Raw genomic sequence first — 17,428 nt, forward strand, 5'->3', positions numbered from 1 at the left:
GGGGTGTGCTCCTCTATCGTTCGCCGGTCCGGGTCCGCGCTGAAGCATACGGGGGCTGCGGTGGCCGCCAGTCGGCGATGCCGTCGAAGCCCCGCAGGAACAGGCCGGGCGCCGCCCTGGACAGCGCGAGCAGCGCGGCGTCACGGGCCGCGATCCCGGCGCGGCCGGTCATCAGGTTGAGGCGGGCGACCCGGACGGCCCGGCGGGCGACGGCACTGGCCCGGGGCTGCCGGGCGGCCGTGTAGGCGGCGAGGTCCCGGCTGTGGTGGGCGAGGACGACCGCGTCCTCGATGGCCTGGTTGCCGCCCTGCCCGAGGTTGGGCGGCATGGCGTGCGCGGCGTCGCCGAGCAGGGCGACCCGGCCGCGGTGGTAGGCGGGCAGCGGTGCGGCGATGTGGTGCACGTCGTGCCGCAGGACGTCCTCGGGGCGGGCCGCGGCGAGCACCGCGGGGATCGGGTCGTGCCAGTCGCCGTAACGGTGCAGCAGCTCCGCCCGCTCGTCCGCCGCATGTCCGCCGGCCGGGGCGACGGCGGCGGCGTAGGCGTAGGCCCGGCCGTCCTTGAGCGGGTGCGTGCCCCAGATGCGGCCCCGCCCCCACGTCTCGTGGGAGGCGAACTCGACGCCGGGCAGCGGTATCACGACCCGCCAGGTGGTGAAGCCGGAGTAGACGGTGCCGGGGTGGGCCGGGAACAGCGTGCGGCGTACGGCGGAGTGGATGCCGTCGGCGGCGACGACCAGGTCGGCCTCCCACTCGCCGTCCGCGGTGCGCACCCTGGCCGGGCGGTCGTGGTCGCCGGGGTCGGCGAGGATCGCGTCGGCGGCCGTGCGGACGGCGTCCGGGGGCAGCCGCTCGGCCAGGCGGTCGATGAGGGTGGCCCGGTGCAGCAGCACCAGCGGGCCGCCGAACCGGGCCGCGGCGGCCTCCGCGCCGGACCGGGAGAGCCAGCGGCCGCGCGGGGTGCGCAGTCCCCCGTCGCCCTGCCAGGCGGCGAGGTCGCGGATCTCGTCGCCGAGGCCGACGACGTCCAGGGCGCGCAGGGCGTTGGGCGACAGGGAGATGGCCGCGCCGATCGGCCGCAGGGAGGCGGCGCGCTCCAGGACGGTGACGCGATGTCCGTCCTGGAACAGGGCCACCGCCGCGGTGAGGCCACCGATGCCGCCGCCGATCACGACGACCCGCCTTGTCCGTGCCATGGCTCTCCCCACCGTTCCCTTCACTACAGATGTAGTAGCTCCTGCCGCCGACTGTACTACAGCCGTAGTGTCGTCGGGTAGGTTGGCCTCCATGCCCCCCTCCACACCGGCCTCCCTGCCCTCCGCGGCCCCCGCCACCGCCGCTGCCGCCTCCCGCGCCGACCTGGTCGCCGACGCGGCGCTGGCCCTGCTCGCCGAGCGGGGGATGCGCGGGCTGACGCACCGCGCGGTCGACGAGACGGCCGGGCTCCCGCAGGGCTCCACCTCCAACCTCGCCCGCACCCGGCAGGCGCTGCTCGAACTGGCGGTGCGACGCCTGGCCGACCGGGAGGAACGGGTGCTGGCGCTGCACGAGATGCCGGACCCGCGCGCCGGCCTCGACTCCCTGGTGGACGCGCTGGCACTGGCGACGCACCGCGCGCTGACCCTCAACCGGGAGCTGACGCTCGCCCGCTACGAATTGGCCCTGGAGGCCACCCGCCGCCCCGAGCTGCGGGCCCACTTCGACGCGGCGGGCGCCCGGTTCCGGGAGCGGCTGGGCGGTCTCGTCACGGAGCTGGGCTCGCCGGACCCGGAGCGCCACGTGCTGTCGCTGGTCGCCTGGGCGGACGGACTGATGTTCAGCTGCGTGGCCGGCAGCTTCCACGCCGAGGTGCCCGGCCTCCAGGACGTGCGGTCGGGACTGCGGGAGATCCTGGGCGGCATGCTGGGCGCCTGAAACTCCCTGGCGCACGGGGACGGCGCCGGGCGAGGATGCCGGAATGACTACCGAACGCCGCGAGCCCGACACCGACGCCGACGAACGCACCATGCTGGAGGGCTGGCTCGAGTACCACCGCCAGACCCTCGCGTGGAAGTGCGAGGGCCTCACCGACGAACAGCTGCGGACGGCTTCCGTGAAGCCGTCGGGGCTGACCCTGATGGGGCTGGTGCGGCACATGGCGGAGGTGGAGCGCAGCTGGTACCGCAGGGTGCTGGCGGCCGAGGACGCCGGGCCGATCTACTACTCGGACGCGGACCCGGACGGCGAGTTCCGGGTGACCGCGTCGGACACCTGGCAGGAGGCCCGCGCGACCTGGCAGGCCGAGATCGAGGCGGCCCGGCGCAACGCGGCCGGCTTCCCCCTGGACGACATGGGCCGGGGCAAGCACGCCCGCACGGGTGAGCGCTTCAGCCTGCGCTGGATCCACACCCACATGATCGAGGAGTACGCCCGTCACAACGGCCACGCCGACCTGATCCGGGAGTGCCTGGACGGTGCCACGGGCGACTGACGTCACCCCCGACGGCCACCGGGCCTCCGTACGGGGCCGGAGATCACCCGTGCGGGGCAACCTCCGCTTGTCCGGCATCGCGGAACGGACCCGAACCAGCAGAGTGACGCGGGTGCATCGAACGAGGACCACAGCGACGCTCCTGGTGACCGTGGCCGTCACCGCCCTGACCGGCTGTACGACGGTCCAGGGCCCGGCCGCCGCCGACCCGGCCTCGGCGGGCGCCCGCTCCCTGGCGCCGCGCCCCGACGGACCGGCCGAACCGCGGGACGTCCAGGCCCCGGCCCGGGAGGCCCTGGAGATGATCGGCCCCTCGCCGACCCCGGCCCGCGAGGCGCGGGAACCGCGCGGTACGCAACCCCCGGCCGCCGGGCCGCCCCCGCAGGAGACGCCGGCCGCCCGGGCCCGCCCGGAACAGCGGCCACGGCCCGCCCGGCCCGAGACGCCGGCGCGGACCGCGCGGCCGAGGGTGCCGGGCCCCGAGGTACCCGCACTCCCCCACGCTCCCTCGTCCGGCGGGGACACCGGGCGGAACACGGACGTGTGCTCGCTCGGCAAGCGGTACGGCGGCTGGCGCCCCGGCAGCCCGGAATCCCGCATCTGCGAGCAGGCGTACGGCCCCTGAGCGGGACTGCGCACGGGCGCCACGCATGCCTACGGCCGCTGCCGCGGTGGTCTCGGCCATCCACCGGGACTCTCCGGCCCGTCCGTGCCACGGCCCGCGCCCTCCAGGCGGCTCTCCAGCCGGCCGATCGCCGCGCGCACACCCTCGCCGTAACGGTCGGGGGCCAGCGACTCGGCCGCGCCCCGGGCGCGCCGCAGGTGCAGGCGGGCGGCCTCGCGGTGGCCGAGGCGGTCGTAGTCGTCCGCGAGGTTCAGATGGAGCGAGGGGTACAGGGCACGCGCGGCGAGCGTGCCCTCGTGGGAGTCGGCGAGCGGATCCTGGGTGATCTCCTCGGCCGCAGCCAACGCGCGCAGGTCCCAGGCCAGTTCGTCGCCCGGGTCGTCCTGGGTGTCGGCCAGGTAGTGGGCCAGCGTGCACCGGTGCAGGGGGTCGCCGTGCTCGCCGATCTCCGCCCACAGGCCGAGGAAGCGGTCCCGGGCCTCCTCGCGGTCGCCCGCGTGATGCAGCATGACGACCTGACCGATGCGCGTCAGCACGGCATCCGGCGCCGCCCGCTCCCGTCCCTTGGCCACCACGTCCTCCGTGCCCTCGTCGGCTGTCACGACCGACGCTAACCGCCGGTGGCCACGATCCGGGTCAGGCGGCACCGGGAGGCGGGGCCCACCGACGGCGGACCCGGCCCGCGCCTCCGGGTCACTTCAGGTTCGGAATGGTCCAGTCGATCGGGTCGTGGCCCTGGGCCGCGACCGCCTCGTTGATCTGCGTGAACGGACGCGAACCGAAGAACTTCTTCGCCGACAGCGGGGACGGGTGCGCGCCCTTGACCACCCGGTGCCGGGTCTCGTCGATCAGCGGCAGCTTCTTCTGCGCGTAGTTGCCCCACAGCACGAACACCGCCGGGTCCGGCCGGTCGGCCACCGCGCGGATGACCGCGTCGGTGAAGCGCTCCCAGCCGCGGGCCTTGTGCGAGTTCGCCTCGCCCGCCCGGACCGTGAGCACCGCGTTGAGCAGGAGGACGCCCTGCTCCGCCCAGGGCATCAGGTATCCGTTGTCCGGGACGGGCGTGCCCAGCTCCGCGTGCATCTCCTTGTAGATGTTCCGCAGGGACGGCGGGACCTTCACCCCGGGCCGGACCGAGAAGCACAGCCCGTGCCCCTGGCCCTCGCCGTGATACGGGTCCTGCCCGAGGACCAGCACCTTGACCCGGTCGTACGGCGTGGCGTCCAGCGCGGCGAAGACCTCCTCGCGCGGCGGGTAGACGGGGCCGTTCGCCCGCTCCTCCTCGACGAACTCCGTCAGCTCCTTGAAGTAGGGCTGCTGAAGCTCGTCGCCCAGCACCTCGCGCCAGGACTCGGGCAGCATGGCGGTGTCGGTCACGTCAACTTCCTTACGCTGTGCGGTCGCTTTCCACTCCTCACGAACCTACCGGCGACCACTGACAACCGGGCCGCCTACCAACTGGTCTTCCGGGAGAGCCGCCACATCATCATGATCGTCGACGGGTCCATGGCCTGCTCCGCGCCCGAGATGTCGGCATTCGCGGCCACGTACTGCTTGCCCTGCCACAACGGCAGCAACCGCGCGTCGTCCAGCATGATCTGCTGCGCCCGCTCGAACTCCCGCTCCACGTTGGCCCGGTCGCTCTCCCGGCGGGAGCGCGGCAGCAGCTCACCGGTGATCTCCGGCGCGGCGTAGGGCGTACCGAGCGCGTTCTGCTCACCGACGAACGGGGCGATGAAGTTCTCCGCGTCCGGGAAGTCCGGGGACCAGCCGCGGCCGAAGACCGGATACTCGCCCTTCTGGTAGCCCGTGACGTACGTCTTCCAGGGACGGCTCTTCAGGGTGACCCGGAACAGGCCCGAGGCGTCGAGCTGCCGCTTGATCTCCTTGAACTCCTTCGCCGTCTCGGAGCCGTACCGGTCGGTGGTGTACCAGAGGGTGAGCGGGACCCGCTCGGTGATGCCCGCGCCGCTGAGGATCTCGCGGGCCTTGGGGACGCTGGGGTCGCCGTAGTCGTCGAAGAAGCCCGTGGTGTGTCCGGTCAGGCCCTTGGGGACCATCGAGTACAGCGGGTCGACCGTGTCCTGGTGGATCGTGTGCGCGATCGCCGCCCGGTCGATCACCTGGGCGACGGCCCGGCGGACCTCCTTGCGGCCCGCCCACGGGTCCTCGGGGTTGAACACCAGGTAGCTGATCTCCGTGCCGCTGCCCTCGACGAGCTGGAGTTCCTCGTCCCGGCCGGCCTTGCCCTGGAGCGTGACGACGTCGTCGGCCGCGAGTCCCCGGTAGGTCACCTGGATGTCGCCGTCGCGCAGCGCCTTCACCATGCCGGCGGAGTCCTTGAAGTAGCGGATCGTCACCGCCTTGTTCTCCCGGTCGGCGAAGCCCTCGTAGCGGTCGTTGCGCACGAGCTCGGCGCGCTCGCCGTCCTCGTACGACTCCAGCGTGTACGGTCCCGAGCCCACGACCTGGCCGTCCTCGCGCAGCTCGTTCGCGGGGTAGCTGCCGGGCTCGACGATCGACATGGCGGGCGTGGCGAGCACGAACGGGAAGGTGGCGTCGGGCTTGTTGAGGTGGAAGACCACCTCGCGCTCGCTCGGCGCCTGGACGCGTTCCAGGCTGCCCAGCAGTCCGGCCGGACCGCCGTTGACGTTGATGTCCTTGATCCGGTCGATCGAGTGCTTGACGGCGCGCGCGTCGAGGCGGTCCCCGTTGGAGAAGGTCAGGCCGTCGCGCAGCTCGCAGCGGTACACCTGGTTCGTGGAGTCGGTGAAGGCGCACTCCTCGGCGGCGTCGGGCTGGGGCGCGGTCGCACCGTTGGGGTAGCTGAGCAGCGTCTGGTAGATGTTCCGGAACAGCTCCCAGGAGCCGTCCCAGGAGGCCGCCGGGTCCAGAGTGCTGGGCGCGCTCGTCGTCCCCACGACGATCGGCCCCTCGTCCTCCGAGCCGTCGGACGACAGAATGCCGCAGCCGGTGACCAGCGACGATATGGACACGATGGCCGCCACCCGACGCAGGCCTCGGTTCCGGTTGAACACGCGCACGCTCCTCGATCCGCCGTGCCAAGAGTCGGCAGACCATACCGCAGCGCCGTGCCCCCTGAACCCCCTTCTGAACAGGGGTTTTGATCATTTGACGATGACTACGTTGTCATCCTCCCGGTGGTCTCGATACGCGGACACGGGCGCCGTTTCCGTCAACGGCGCCCGTGTCCCAGGCCGGTCCTCGGCGCTGCCGGCAGGCGAGATCAGGCCACGCCGGCGTTCAGGAAAATACCTCCGTCGACGACGAGGGTCTGACCGGTGACCCAGTCGGACTGCGCCGAGGTGAGGAAGGCGGCGGCACCGCCGATGTCGGAGGGCACGCCGAGCCGGCCCAGCGGGTATCCGGCGGCCGCCTCCTCTTCCCGGCCCTCGTACAGGGCGGCGGCGAACTTGGTCTTCACGACGGCCGGAGCGATCGCGTTGACCCGCACCTTCGGCGCGAACTCGTGCGCGAGCTGCGCGGTGAGGTTGATGAGCGCGGCCTTGCTGACGCCGTACGCGGCGATGAAGGGCGAGGGCGAGAGGCCCGCGACGGACGCGATGTTGACGATCGCGCCGCCGTTCTCCTTCTGCCAGGCGTGCCAGGTGCGCTGGGCGAAGCCGAGGGCCGAGATCACGTTGGTCTCGAAGACCTTCCGCGCGACGTTCAGGTCGAGGTCGGCGATCGGCCCGAACACCGGGTTGGTGCCGGCGTTGTTGACCAGGAAGTCGACGCGGCCGAAGGCCTCCATCGTGCGCTCGACGGCGACGGCCTGGTGGGCCTCGTCGTGCGCCTTGCCGGCGACACCGATGACCCGGTCGGCGCCGAGCTTCTCGACGGCCTCCTTGAGGGCGTCCTCGTTGCGGCCGGTGATGCAGACCCGGTCGCCGCGCGCGACGAGCGCCTCGGCGACGCCGTAACCGATACCGCGGCTGGCGCCGGTGACGAGCGCGACCTTGCCGGAGAGTACGGGGAGTTCAGTCATGTCCGTGTTTCCCTAGTGTCCGTGTTCCCTGGTCTCCGGGTCCCTAGTCGAGCGGTCCGCCGGCCACGTACAGCACCTGGCCGGAGACGAAGCCGGCCGCCTCGCCGGTGAAGAAGGCGATGGCGTTGGCGATGTCGTCGGGCTCACCGACGCGGGCGACCGGGATCTGGGTGGCGGCGGCGGCCTTGAAGTCGTCGAAGCCCATGCCGACGCGGTCGGCGGTGGCCTTGGTCATCTCGGTGGCGATGAAGCCCGGAGCGACGGAGTTGGCGGTCACGCCGAACTTGCCCAGTTCCTTGGCGAGGGTCTTGGTGAAGCCCTGGAGACCGGCCTTGGCGGCGGAGTAGTTGACCTGGCCGCGGTTGCCGAGCGCGGACGAGGAGGACAGGTTGACGATGCGGCCGAAGCCGGCGTCCACCATGTGCTTCTGGCACGCCTTGGACATCAGGAAGGCGCCGCGCAGGTGCACGTTCATGACGGTGTCCCAGTCGGAGGCGCTCATCTTGAAGAGCAGGTTGTCGCGGAGTACGCCCGCGTTGTTGACGAGGATCGTCGGCGCGCCCAGCTCCCCGGCGATCCGCGCGACGGCCGCCTCGACCTGCGCCTCGTCGGAGACGTCGCAACCGACCGCGATCGCCTTGCCGCCGGCCGCGGTGATCTGCTCCACGGTGTCCTTGCAGGCGGCCTCGTCGAGGTCGATGACGGCGACGGCGCGGCCCTCGGCGGCCAGTCGTACGGCGGTCGCGGCGCCGATGCCGCGCGCGGCTCCGGTGACGACGGCGACCCGCTGCTCAGTGGTGGACATTGCTGCTCTCCTCGTCCTGGGGATGCGGCCCGTGCGGAGCGTGCGCCCTGGGTGAGCGACCGCTTAGTACCTTCCGCAGACGTGACGCTAGAAGCCCTGGCACCCGGTGTCAACGGGACACCGGGCCGGTGTGATCCATTACCCGGGCTCCCCGGTGCGTCACCACCCCCGGCCTACCCGATCGGACCAGCGCTGCGCGCCCCCCGGGCCCCGGGCCCCTAGCGTCGAAGCGCGAGCCACTCGTGGCCGGAAAGGAGACGTCCATGCGCCGTCTAACCGGTGCCGCAGGCATAGCCGTCGCGATAGCCGCGATCGTGCCGATGGCCGACACCGCACACACCCAGGACCTGGAGTCCCGGAGTCTCACCCAGCAGCAGGCGGGCCAGGCCGCCTTCGAGAGCGATCCGAACGAACCGGACGCGTTCACCGAGGATCTGTTCGCCCCGGACCCACTCGACCAGGGCCAACCCGAGGGAAGCGATCTCGACGCGGGTTCCTTCGACCCCGGCGGAAACGACCAGGGCGGAAACGACCAGGGCGGGTTCGGCGAGGGCGGAGCGGACCAGGGCGGGTTCAACGACGGCCGGCACGACGAGGGCCGGGGCGACCAGGGCGGTTTCGACCAGGGCGGGAACAACGACGGCCGGGACGAGGACCGGGGCGACCAGGGCCGGCAGGTGGAGCAGAACCAGCGGGTGGAGCAGAACCAGCGGGTCGAGGTGCAGATCGCCTCGCTCCCGACCACCTCCTCGACCTCGGTGCCGCTGCCGGTCACGCCCGCACCGACCACCGCCACGAGCCCGTCGGCCTCCCCCACCGTCGCTCCGACGCGCGGCACCCAGGGCGGCCTGGGCGGCTCCTTCAGCGGCGGGCCGAGCCGCTCGGACATCGCCATCGGACTGGGCTGCGTGGCCAGCGCCACGCTCGCCGCCGGCTACGCGCTCAGGCGCCGCCGGCGCGCCTGACACCCGCCACGGCTCCGGGCCGGAGCGAACCCGCCCGGCGTCACCGCACCAGCAGGTCGAGCAGCCGCTGCGCCTCGGCCGCCGGATCGGCGGTCAGGCCGGTGTGCACGGGGCCCGGCTGGACGATGGTCGAGCGGGGTGCGATCAGCCAGCGGAAACGGCGGCCCGGATCGTCCTGGGCCGCCTGGCCCGCCGCGTCCCCGCCGGTGCACACCCCTTCCACGGCGCGCAGCGCGGCACGTACGCCCGGCAGGTCCACCCCCGGGTCGAGAGCCAGCAGCCTGGCTTCGTCGAGGTGGGTGCGCGCACCGACGTAGGACTTGGCCCGGCAGTACACGAGGACGCCGGCGTTGACGCACTCCCCGCGCTCGACGCGGGGTACGACGCGCACCAGCGCGTACTCGAAGACGTGGCGGTCGCTCACCGGTCCCCCTTGACGCGTTCGTGGATCGTGGCGGCTCGGGCCAGCAGCGGCCGGGCATAGGCCCGCCGCAGGTCGTCGGGGGTCGCGAAGCCGGGTTCGTCCCGCAGCCACACGTCCGGGATCTCGGCGGTGACCTCCGCGAGGAGTTCCTCGGTGACCAGCGGCGCGAGCGCGGCGGCGGCCGAGCGGACGTCCGGCGAGAAGCGCGCGAGCGCGTGGTCGGACGCGTCGTAGGCGCGGGCCGCGGAGGTCTCGGCGCCGGGCCAGTTGTGCTGCCAGATCATGGTCGCGCCGTGGTCGATGAGCCATGTCTCGCCCCGCCGGCGCAGCAGGTTGGGGTTGCGCCAGGACCGGTCGACGTTGTTCACCAGCGCGTCGAACCAGACGATCCGGCCGGCCTCCTCGGGGCTCACCTCGAAGGCGAGCGGGTCGAAGCCGAGCGCGCCGGAGAGGAAGTCCATGCCGAGGTTGGTGCCGCCGCTCGACTTGAGCAGCTCCTGCACCTGCTGGTCGGGCTCGCCGAGCCCCAGGACGGGATCGAGGTCGACCGTCACGATGCGGGGGACGCGGAAACCCAGCCGCCGGGCCAGCTCCCCGCAGACCACCTCCGCCACCAGCGTCTTGCGGCCCTGCCCCGCGCCGGTGAACTTCAGGACGTACGTCCCGAGATCGTCGGCCTCGACGAGCCCCGGCAGCGAACCGCCCTCCCGCAGGGGCGTGATGTAGCGGGTCGCGGTGACCTCTTTCAGCATGTTCCCGGGCCATCCGTCGGTGAGTCTGCGTCGCGCATGCAGTGAGCATAGTGATCGGGGCCGGTCGTCACGCCCCGCCCTCCGCGTACCGGTCGCGGTGGCGCCGCAGGCTCGACTCGAGATGCTCGCGCATGGCCTCCGACGCCCGTTCGGGACTGCGCCGCAGCACCGCCCGGAGGATGCGGCCGTGCTCCATGACGGTGGCCGGACTGCCGCCCGAGACGGGGCTGAGCCGGAAGAGGTGCAGGTGAGTGTGGAGCCGTTCCACCGCCGCCGCGAGCATCGTCCGCCCGGACGCGGCGGCCAGCGCGTCGTGGAACCGCTGGTCCAGCACCGCGAAGCGCCCGTACTCGGCATAGCTGTGCCCCTTGTCCGGCAGCCCCTGCATCTCCTCGACCACGGCCTCGATCCGGTCCAGCGCCGCCTCGCCCACGTGCTCGGCGGCCAGCGCGGCGGCCCGCGGCTCCAGCAGCAGACGCATCTCGAAGAGTTCCTCCACCCCCTGCCGGGTGAGCAGTTCGGTGGCCCGGTATCCGGAGAGCGAACGCTTCACCACCAGCCCGTCCGACTCCAGGCGGGCGAGCGCTTCACGCACCGGCGTCGCCGAGACTCCCAGGGACCGCGAGACGGCCTCGATGCCGACCCGTGCGCCGGGCTGGATCACATGGTCCATGACCATGGCCTTGACCGCCTCGTAGACGCTGACCGTCAGCACCGGCATCGTCGAGCTCTCCCCTCGGGAACGGCATCGGCCGATCCACGGCCTCGCCCTGTCTGTTCTATATGATCCAGCGCGACCCTCGCCACGCGCAGTGACCTCGCCCGATGCATCCGAGGGGCGCCATGCACCCATCACCTTTCGCTGAAATTCCAACGTGAGCTGCGCATGCGATGCGGTACGACCCTTGACGTGACCACCACCACTGCCCCAGCATCGCGTCAACGAAATCCTATTTGATTTTAGTGGGGCAGCCTCATGAGCCGTCGCAGAACAGCCGTGTCAGCCGCCATCGGCCTGGTCCTCCTCGCCGCCGTCTCGTCGGCCTGCACCATCAGGAACTCGGACGAGCCCGGCGCCGCTGCGGGCGCCTCGGCGAGGGGCGGCGGCGGGACCGCCGAGCTCGCCGACGGCTCCGGTGTGAAGGTCGCGCTGATCCCGGGCGGCGCCCACCCCTACTTCCAGCCCTGGAGGACGGCCGGCGCCAAGGCCGGGAAGTCGCTCGGGCTGGGCGACGTCACCTTCGACGAGACCGCCGAGTGGGACCAGCAGAAGCAGAACAACCTGGTGTCGACCCTGGCCGCCCGCGGCTACAACGCCTTCGGCGTCTTCGGTGTCTCCCCGACCGACATCAACACCACCTTCACCGACCTCAAGTCGCAGGGGATGGCCGTCGCCTCGCTCGGTTCCTGCCCGGCCGGGAACACGAACGAGGCGGACTTCTGCCTCTCCACCGACGTCGAGCTGGCCGCCTACAAGGCCGCGCAGGCCGCTGTCGAGGCCATGGGCGGCAAGGGCGCCCTCGTCCACCTGACCGGCAACAACGTCGACGCCAACACCCAGTTGCGCAAGCGGGGCGTGGAGAAGGCGGTGCGGGAGACCGGCGGCAAGGTCACCGTGCTGCAGACCGTCACCGACATCGACAAGGACCTCCAGACCGCCCAGAAGGCCGTGTCCGACCTGCTCGCCGCCAAGGGCGCCGAGATCGCGGGCATCGTCTCCACCGCCTACAACCCGGCCGTCGCCGCCGCCGAGGCCGTACAGGAGTCCGGCTCCGGGGCGAAGGTCGTGGCCATCGACGACGACGCCAAGATCCTCTCCTCGATCAGGAGCGGTGCCGCCACCGCCACGGTCGTGCAGAACCCGGTCGGTCAGGCGGAGATCGGGGCCTGGGCGCTCGCCCTGCTGCAGACCGGGCAGTGCTCCATGAAGCAGCCCGGCAAGGTCGTCGACTCCGGCTCCTTCGTCGTCACCAAGGACAACGTCGACGGCTACGACAGCGCGCGCCGGGCCAGGACCGCCGAGCTGAAGAAGCAGTTCGCGGACGAGTTCCTCTCCTGCGGCTGACCACCCCGGTCACGGACAGAAAGGTCGGCCCTCGCGCATGACCCTCATCATCGACGCCACGGCCCTGCTGGCCGACATCGACGTGGAGACCGACCGCACGGACGCCGTGCAGTCGTTCGTCAAGCAGGAGACCGTACTCGTCACCCTCACCACCGCCGACGGCCTGACCGGCACCGGCTACGCCTACACGATCGGCACCGGCGGCAGCTCCGTCCTGGCCCTGCTGCGCGACCACTTGCTGCCGCTGCTGGCGGGCCGGGACGCCCGCAACGTGGAGGGGCTGTGGCACTCCCTGTTCGCCCACACCCGCGCCACGACCACCGGTGCCCTCACCTCCCTCGCGCTCGCGGCGGTGGACACGGCGCTGTGGGACCTGCGCTGCAAGCGGGCCGGGGAGCCGCTGTGGCGGCTGGCCGGCGGGCACCGCCGGGAGATCCCCGTCTACGACACCGAGGGCGGCTGGCTCCACCTCGGCACCGAGGAGCTGGTCGAGTCCGCACTCGCGGCCCAGAAGGCACGGTTCGCCGGCGTCAAGATCAAGGTGGGCAAGCCGCACGTCGCCGAGGACGCGGAGCGGCTGCGTGCCGTCCGTGAGGCGGTCGGTCCGGCGCTGCACGTCATGACGGACGCGAACCAGTCCCAGTCGCTCTCCTCCGCCGCGCGCCTGGCGGCCGCGCTCGAACCGTACGACCCCTACTGGCTCGAGGAGCCCATGCCCGCCGACGACATCGGTGGCCACGCCCGGCTCGCCCGCTCGACCCGGATCCCCATCGCCGTGGGTGAGTCGATGTACTCGCCGATGCAGTTCCGCGGCTATCTGGAGAGGGGCGCCGCCTCCGTCGTGCAGGTCGACGTGGCGCGGGTGGGTGGCATCACCCCGTGGCTGAAGGTCGCCCACCTCGCGGAGACCTTCAACGTCGAGGTGTGCCCGCACTTCCTGATGGAACTGCACGTCAGCCTGGTCGCCGCGGTGAGCAACGGCGCGTACGTCGAGTACATCCCGCAACTGCGAGCCGTCACCCGCACCGAGATGGTCCTGCGCGACGGCCACGCCGTGGCGCCGGACGAGCCCGGCATCGGCATCGACTGGGACATGGACGCGATCGAGGACCGGAGGGTGTCATGAAGACCGCCGTCACCCCCGCCGGCCGCGACACCGACCGCCCGGCCGACGGGGCCCGGCCGGCTCACCGGCTGCCGTTCTGGGTCAACCAGCGGCTGGGGCTGCTGGTGCTCGTCGTCGCGCTCGCCGCGCTCTTCGGCGTCCTGCGCCCGGCCTTCCTCGACGAGCGGCTGGTGCTCTTCCCGCTCCTGAGGGACGTCTCGACGCTCACCGTGGTGGCGCTCGCGCAGATGGTCGTGCTGTCCGTCGGGCACATGAACCTGGCCGTCGGACGCATGGCCGCCTTCGGCGCCTTCTTCGCCGGGTTCGGCTACGACCGGCTCGGACTGCCGCTGCCGCTGGGCCTGGTGCTGTGCCTCCTCGCGGGGTGTGCCATCGGCGCGTTGACCGGCTGGATCATCGCCCGCACCGGTGTGAACTCCTTCGTCGTGACGCTGGCCATGGACTTCGCCCTGCTGGGCCTGGTGTCCCTGCTCTACTCGGCCCTCACGGACAACGCCGCGTTCACCACGCGGCCGGACGGGCTCGCCGAGCTGCGGTCGTACTCGCTCGCGGACATCTGCGCGGGCCCCGTCTGCGGTTCGGCGGCCGTTCCGCAGATCGCCCAGTTCACCGTGGTGGCCCTCGTCGGTCTCTGCTTCCTCTACGCCCGCACCCGCATGGGCCGGGAGCTGCTGCTCACCGGCGCCAACCCCGCCGCCGCCGAGCTGTCCGGCATCCCCACCGGCCGCCGTGTCGTCCTGGCCCACGCGCTGTCCGGCCTGCTGGCCGCCCTCGCCGGTTTCATGGCCGCCGTGGGCACGGGCACCTTCCGCGCCTCCATCGGCGACGACTTCATGCTCCCGTCGTTCCTCGGCGCGGTCCTCGGCGGCACGCTGCTCACCGGCGGCGTCGTCTCCGTGCTCGGCGCGCTGCTCGGCACCGCCCTGGTCGGTGTCATCCGCAAGGGCCTGGACCTGCTCGGGGTCGGCCTCGAAAGCCTCAACATCTACCTCGGCTGCGTCCTGCTCCTCGCCCTGTCCGCGGACCGGGTGCGCACCGTGGTGTCCTACCGCAAGGTGGTGCGCTCCACATGACGACGCTCCGCGACAAGGGAGCCCTGGCCCTTCCGGCACTGCGACGCCTCTCGCGGTCCACGACGACGACGCTGCTGGTCGTGGTGGCCGTCGGCTGGGTGGGGCTCGGCATCGCCTCGTCCGGCTCCTTCTTCGAGGGCTCCTCGCTCCGCACGTTCCTGATGTACCTGGCCACGCCGGTCCTGATCGGGCTGGCCCAGATGGTCGCCCTGTGCGTCGGGCAGCTCAACCTCGCCGTCGGTGCGCTGGGCGGTTTCAGCGCCTGCCTGATGGGCGTGCTGATGGCCGACCACGGGGTGCCCGCGGGCCTCGCCGTGCCGGCCGGCGTGCTCATCGCGACGCTGACCGGCCTGCTGACCGGGGTGTTCATCGTCGCCACCCGGATCAACGGCTTCATCGTCACCCTCGGCACGATGACCATCCTGCTCGGGGCCCAGTACCGGCTCTCCGGCACGCGCACGATCGACGGGTACTCCGAGACGCTGCGCGACCTCGGCCGCTCGGCGCCGCTGAACATCCCGCTGGTCTTCGTCGCCGCGCTGGCCGCCGCGGCGCTGCTGGCCGCGTTCATGTACCGCACGATCGCCGGGCGGCGGCTGCTGGCGGCCGGCGGCAACCCGCTCGCGGCGCGGTTGTCGGGCATCTCGTCCGACCGCCAGATCGTGGTCGCCCACACCCTGTCCGGTCTGCTCGTCGGTATCGCCGCCGCCGTGGCCACGGCCTCGCTGCCCGGCGTGAACCGCAGTGTCGGCGGGGACTGGCTGCTGCCCAGTTTCGCCGCCCCGATCATCGGCGGCGTCGCGCTCACCGGCGGGTCGGTGGCGGTGCTCGGCACGGTGCTGGCCGCCTTCGTGATGCGGCTGATCGACACCGCGCGGGCCCAGTTCTCCCTCGACCCCAGCTGGGTGAACTTCCTCATCGGCCTGGTCGTGCTCGGCACCGTCGTCGGCGGCCGCGTCCACCAGACGCACCTGGAGAAGAGGGGCAGGGCACCCGGCCGTACGCCCCCGGCGCCGCCCGGCGGTGGCGCACAGCCGGCCGCCGCCCTGCCGGGTAAGGGAGGCGTCCGATGAGCGATGTACGGCCGACGGACGGGAGCGGTGTCCTGCTGGAGTGCGAGAACATCGTCAAGGTCTTCCCCGGGGTACGTGCCCTCGACGGCGTGGGCCTGAAGCTGACCGCGGGTTCCGTGCACGCCCTGCTGGGCGAGAACGGCGCCGGCAAGTCCACGCTGATCAAGGTGATCACCGGTGTCCACCCGCCCGACGGCGGCCGCCTGCTGCGGCGGGGCAGGGAGACCCGGCTGCGTTCCCCGCTGGAGGCCACCCGCGCCGGCATCGGCGTGGTCCACCAGGAGCGCAACCTGATCCCCGGCTTCTCGGTGGCGGAGAACATCACCCTGCAGAGCCCGCCCTCGCGCCGGGGGCTGATCGACCCGGAGGCGATGACCGCTCCCGCCGAGCGCTGTCTGGCCGAGCTGGGACTGGACCTCGACCCCCGCCGCCCGGTGCGCGAACTGTCGGTGGCACAGCAGCAGTTGGTGGAGATCGCCAAGGCGCTGTACACCGAGAGCGAGGTGCTGCTGCTCGACGAACCCACCGCCTCGCTCTCCCCGCAGGAGGCGGAGCGCCTCTTCGGCGTGGTGCGCCGGCTCACGGCACGCGGCACCTGTGTGGTGTTCGTCAGCCACAAGCTGGAGGAGGTCTTCGCCGTCTGCGACACCGTCACCGTCCTGCGAGACGGCCGGTCGGTACTGGAGTCGGCGCCCCTTTCCGAGTACGCGCAGGACGACGTGGTCACCCTGATGGTCGGCCGCGCCCACTCGGTGACCGGCATGGCCCCCCGCACGGTGGACGCCTCCGCCCCACCGGCGCTCTCCCTCTCCGGCCTCTCGACGGCGGCCGGCCACCGCGACATCTCCCTCGACGTCGCACCCGGAGAAATCGTCGGCCTCTACGGCCTGGTCGGCGCCGGACGCAGCGAGCTGGTCAAGGCCGTCCTCGGCCTGGACCGGATCACGGGCGGCGAGATCAAGGTGTACGGCAGGACGGCCCGGATCGGGTCCCCTCGCGAGGCCCTCCACACGTACGGCATCGGCTACCTGACCGAGAACCGCAAGGAGGAGGGCGTCTTCCTGGAGCAGCCCATCCACCGGAACATCACCGTGACGGTGTGGAGGAAGCTGGGACGCTTCCTCGGCGACATCTCCTCGCGGCGGGAACGGGAGGTCTCCCAGGACCTCGTCGACCGCCTCGGCATCCGGATCTCCGGTCTGGCGCAGAACGCGGGTGAACTGTCCGGCGGCAACCAGCAGAAGGTGAGCCTGGCCAAGTGGCTCGCCGCCGACACCCGGCTGCTGATCGTCGACGAGCCCACCGTGGGTGTGGACGTACGCACCAAGCACGCCTTCCACGAGCTGATCTGGGAGCTGGCCCGCGGCGGCCTGCCCATCCTGCTGATCAGCAGCGACCTGACGGAGATGATCACGCTCGCCGACCGGGTGGTGGTCATGGCCGACCACCGCGTCCGCGGCGAGGTGGCCAACGACCACGACTACGAGCGCATGAGCGGGCGGATCATCCGCGTCATCCACGACCGTGCGAGCTCGGCCGTCGCCGACTCCGCCGTCACCGACTCCGCCGTCACCGCGAAGGGCGGAACGCCGTGAAGCGCGTCGCCCAGGTCATCCACGTCCGGCCCGAGAAGGTGGACGAGTACCGGGACCTGCACGGCGACGTACCCGAACCGGTGCTGGCCCGCCTGCGGGCCTGCCACATCACCAACTACTCCATCCACCTGCTCGGCGACCGGCTGTTCGGCTACTTCGAGTACCACGGCGACGACCTGGCGGCGGACCTCGCCCTGATGGCCGACGACCCGCCCACCCAGGAGTGGTGGCGCCGGACGGCGCCCTGTCAGCGCCCCGTCGACGAGGCCGCGCCCGGCGAGTGGTGGGCGTCCATGACACAGGTCTTCCTCATGGAGTAGCGCACCGGCCCACCGAGCCCGACCGCACCGACCCCGCGGCACCGCCCGTGCCGCGACCGCGAGGAGAACACGTGAAACTGCTGAACGGTGGAACTGGAGAGCGTTGGTCTCGGCCGCCGGCGTCGAG

19 protein-coding genes are annotated in these 17,428 nt (G+C 72.2%); 10 read left to right on the top strand and 9 right to left on the bottom strand.

Going from position 1 to position 17,428, the window contains the following annotated elements; translation table 11 throughout:
- Positions 1-13 precede the first annotated feature (13 nt).
- A complete protein-coding gene (locus ACGF3J_RS26775; protein WP_393854960.1) occupies positions 14-1,195 on the bottom strand; it encodes an FAD-dependent monooxygenase in 1,182 nt (393 codons plus the stop codon).
- Positions 1,196-1,286: 91 nt separating this feature from the next.
- Here ACGF3J_RS26775 and ACGF3J_RS26780 point away from each other — a divergent pair, with 91 nt between their 5' ends.
- The 3 genes from ACGF3J_RS26780 (at position 1,287) to ACGF3J_RS26790 (ending at position 3,094) form a co-directional block, all read left to right on the top strand.
- A complete protein-coding gene (locus tag ACGF3J_RS26780; protein ID WP_393854961.1) occupies positions 1,287-1,913 on the top strand; it encodes a TetR/AcrR family transcriptional regulator in 627 nt (208 codons plus the stop codon).
- A 43-nt stretch (positions 1,914-1,956) separates the two neighbouring features.
- Entirely contained in the window at positions 1,957-2,469 is a 513-nt protein-coding gene (locus tag ACGF3J_RS26785; protein WP_161328021.1) for a DinB family protein, read from the top strand.
- A gap of 112 nt (positions 2,470-2,581) precedes the next feature.
- Positions 2,582-3,094 carry a hypothetical protein gene (locus ACGF3J_RS26790; protein WP_393854962.1) on the top strand — a complete coding sequence of 171 codons (513 nt, stop codon included), beginning with the start codon at positions 2,582-2,584 and terminating at the stop codon, positions 3,092-3,094.
- A gap of 29 nt (positions 3,095-3,123) precedes the next feature.
- Here the strand turns inward: ACGF3J_RS26790 and ACGF3J_RS26795 are convergent, their stop codons facing one another.
- The 5 genes from ACGF3J_RS26795 to fabG all read right to left on the bottom strand — a co-directional run bounded on the left by ACGF3J_RS26795 (position 3,124) and on the right by fabG (position 7,908).
- Positions 3,124-3,666, bottom strand: coding sequence for a hypothetical protein (locus ACGF3J_RS26795; protein WP_161326677.1), 543 nt, complete (start codon positions 3,664-3,666; stop codon positions 3,124-3,126).
- A gap of 121 nt (positions 3,667-3,787) precedes the next feature.
- Entirely contained in the window at positions 3,788-4,471 is a 684-nt protein-coding gene (ung, locus tag ACGF3J_RS26800) for a uracil-DNA glycosylase (RefSeq protein ID WP_161326641.1), read from the bottom strand.
- 74 nt (positions 4,472-4,545) lie between these two features.
- Positions 4,546-6,132, bottom strand: a complete 1,587-nt coding sequence (locus ACGF3J_RS26805; RefSeq protein WP_393854963.1) for an ABC transporter substrate-binding protein — start codon at positions 6,130-6,132, stop codon at positions 4,546-4,548.
- A gap of 209 nt (positions 6,133-6,341) precedes the next feature.
- Complete coding sequence (locus tag ACGF3J_RS26810; RefSeq protein WP_161326643.1) at positions 6,342-7,103, bottom strand: SDR family oxidoreductase; 762 nt, start codon at positions 7,101-7,103, stop codon at positions 6,342-6,344.
- Positions 7,104-7,146: 43 nt separating this feature from the next.
- Complete coding sequence (gene fabG, locus ACGF3J_RS26815) at positions 7,147-7,908, bottom strand: 3-oxoacyl-ACP reductase FabG (protein WP_125494976.1); 762 nt, start codon at positions 7,906-7,908, stop codon at positions 7,147-7,149.
- Between the two features lie 263 nt (positions 7,909-8,171).
- Here fabG and ACGF3J_RS26820 point away from each other — a divergent pair, with 263 nt between their 5' ends.
- Positions 8,172-8,873 carry a hypothetical protein gene (locus tag ACGF3J_RS26820; RefSeq protein WP_161326644.1) on the top strand — a complete coding sequence of 234 codons (702 nt, stop codon included), beginning with the start codon at positions 8,172-8,174 and terminating at the stop codon, positions 8,871-8,873.
- A gap of 40 nt (positions 8,874-8,913) precedes the next feature.
- Here ACGF3J_RS26820 and ACGF3J_RS26825 read toward each other — a convergent pair whose 3' ends face one another.
- The 3 genes from ACGF3J_RS26825 to ACGF3J_RS26835 all read right to left on the bottom strand — a co-directional run bounded on the left by ACGF3J_RS26825 (position 8,914) and on the right by ACGF3J_RS26835 (position 10,770).
- On the bottom strand, positions 8,914-9,297 hold the full coding sequence (locus ACGF3J_RS26825; RefSeq protein ID WP_161326645.1) for a DUF3037 domain-containing protein: 384 nt from the start codon (positions 9,295-9,297) through the stop codon (positions 8,914-8,916).
- The gene (locus tag ACGF3J_RS26830; RefSeq protein WP_161326646.1) at positions 9,294-10,049 is read right to left on the bottom strand and encodes a HipA family kinase; all 756 of its coding nucleotides are present in this window, start codon (positions 10,047-10,049) and stop codon (positions 9,294-9,296) included. The genes ACGF3J_RS26825 and ACGF3J_RS26830 overlap by 4 nt, the downstream gene beginning before the upstream one ends.
- Before the next feature lie 67 nt (positions 10,050-10,116).
- Complete coding sequence (locus ACGF3J_RS26835) at positions 10,117-10,770, bottom strand: GntR family transcriptional regulator (protein WP_161326647.1); 654 nt, start codon at positions 10,768-10,770, stop codon at positions 10,117-10,119.
- A gap of 255 nt (positions 10,771-11,025) precedes the next feature.
- Here ACGF3J_RS26835 and ACGF3J_RS26840 point away from each other — a divergent pair, with 255 nt between their 5' ends.
- Genes ACGF3J_RS26840 through ACGF3J_RS26865 form a run of 6 tightly spaced genes read left to right on the top strand, consistent with a single transcriptional unit; the run spans position 11,026 to position 17,301 of the window.
- Positions 11,026-12,114, top strand: a complete 1,089-nt coding sequence (locus ACGF3J_RS26840) for a substrate-binding domain-containing protein (RefSeq protein WP_161326648.1) — start codon at positions 11,026-11,028, stop codon at positions 12,112-12,114.
- 37 nt (positions 12,115-12,151) lie between these two features.
- Entirely contained in the window at positions 12,152-13,240 is a 1,089-nt protein-coding gene (locus tag ACGF3J_RS26845; RefSeq protein WP_161326649.1) for a mandelate racemase/muconate lactonizing enzyme family protein, read from the top strand.
- Positions 13,237-14,313, top strand: a complete 1,077-nt coding sequence (locus tag ACGF3J_RS26850) for an ABC transporter permease (RefSeq protein WP_161326650.1) — start codon at positions 13,237-13,239, stop codon at positions 14,311-14,313. The genes ACGF3J_RS26845 and ACGF3J_RS26850 overlap by 4 nt, the downstream gene beginning before the upstream one ends.
- Complete coding sequence (locus ACGF3J_RS26855) at positions 14,310-15,386, top strand: ABC transporter permease (RefSeq protein WP_161326651.1); 1,077 nt, start codon at positions 14,310-14,312, stop codon at positions 15,384-15,386. The genes ACGF3J_RS26850 and ACGF3J_RS26855 overlap by 4 nt, the downstream gene beginning before the upstream one ends.
- On the top strand, positions 15,383-16,981 hold the full coding sequence (locus tag ACGF3J_RS26860; protein WP_161326652.1) for a sugar ABC transporter ATP-binding protein: 1,599 nt from the start codon (positions 15,383-15,385) through the stop codon (positions 16,979-16,981). The genes ACGF3J_RS26855 and ACGF3J_RS26860 overlap by 4 nt, the downstream gene beginning before the upstream one ends.
- Positions 16,978-17,301, top strand: a complete 324-nt coding sequence (locus tag ACGF3J_RS26865) for an L-rhamnose mutarotase (RefSeq protein WP_161326653.1) — start codon at positions 16,978-16,980, stop codon at positions 17,299-17,301. Before ACGF3J_RS26860 ends, ACGF3J_RS26865 begins: the two co-directional genes overlap by 4 nt.
- Positions 17,302-17,428 lie beyond the last annotated feature (127 nt).

The sequence above is a fragment of the Streptomyces sp. NPDC048171 genome, assembly GCF_043202655.1.
In the GTDB taxonomy this organism is placed as follows: Bacteria; Actinomycetota; Actinomycetes; order Streptomycetales; family Streptomycetaceae; genus Streptomyces.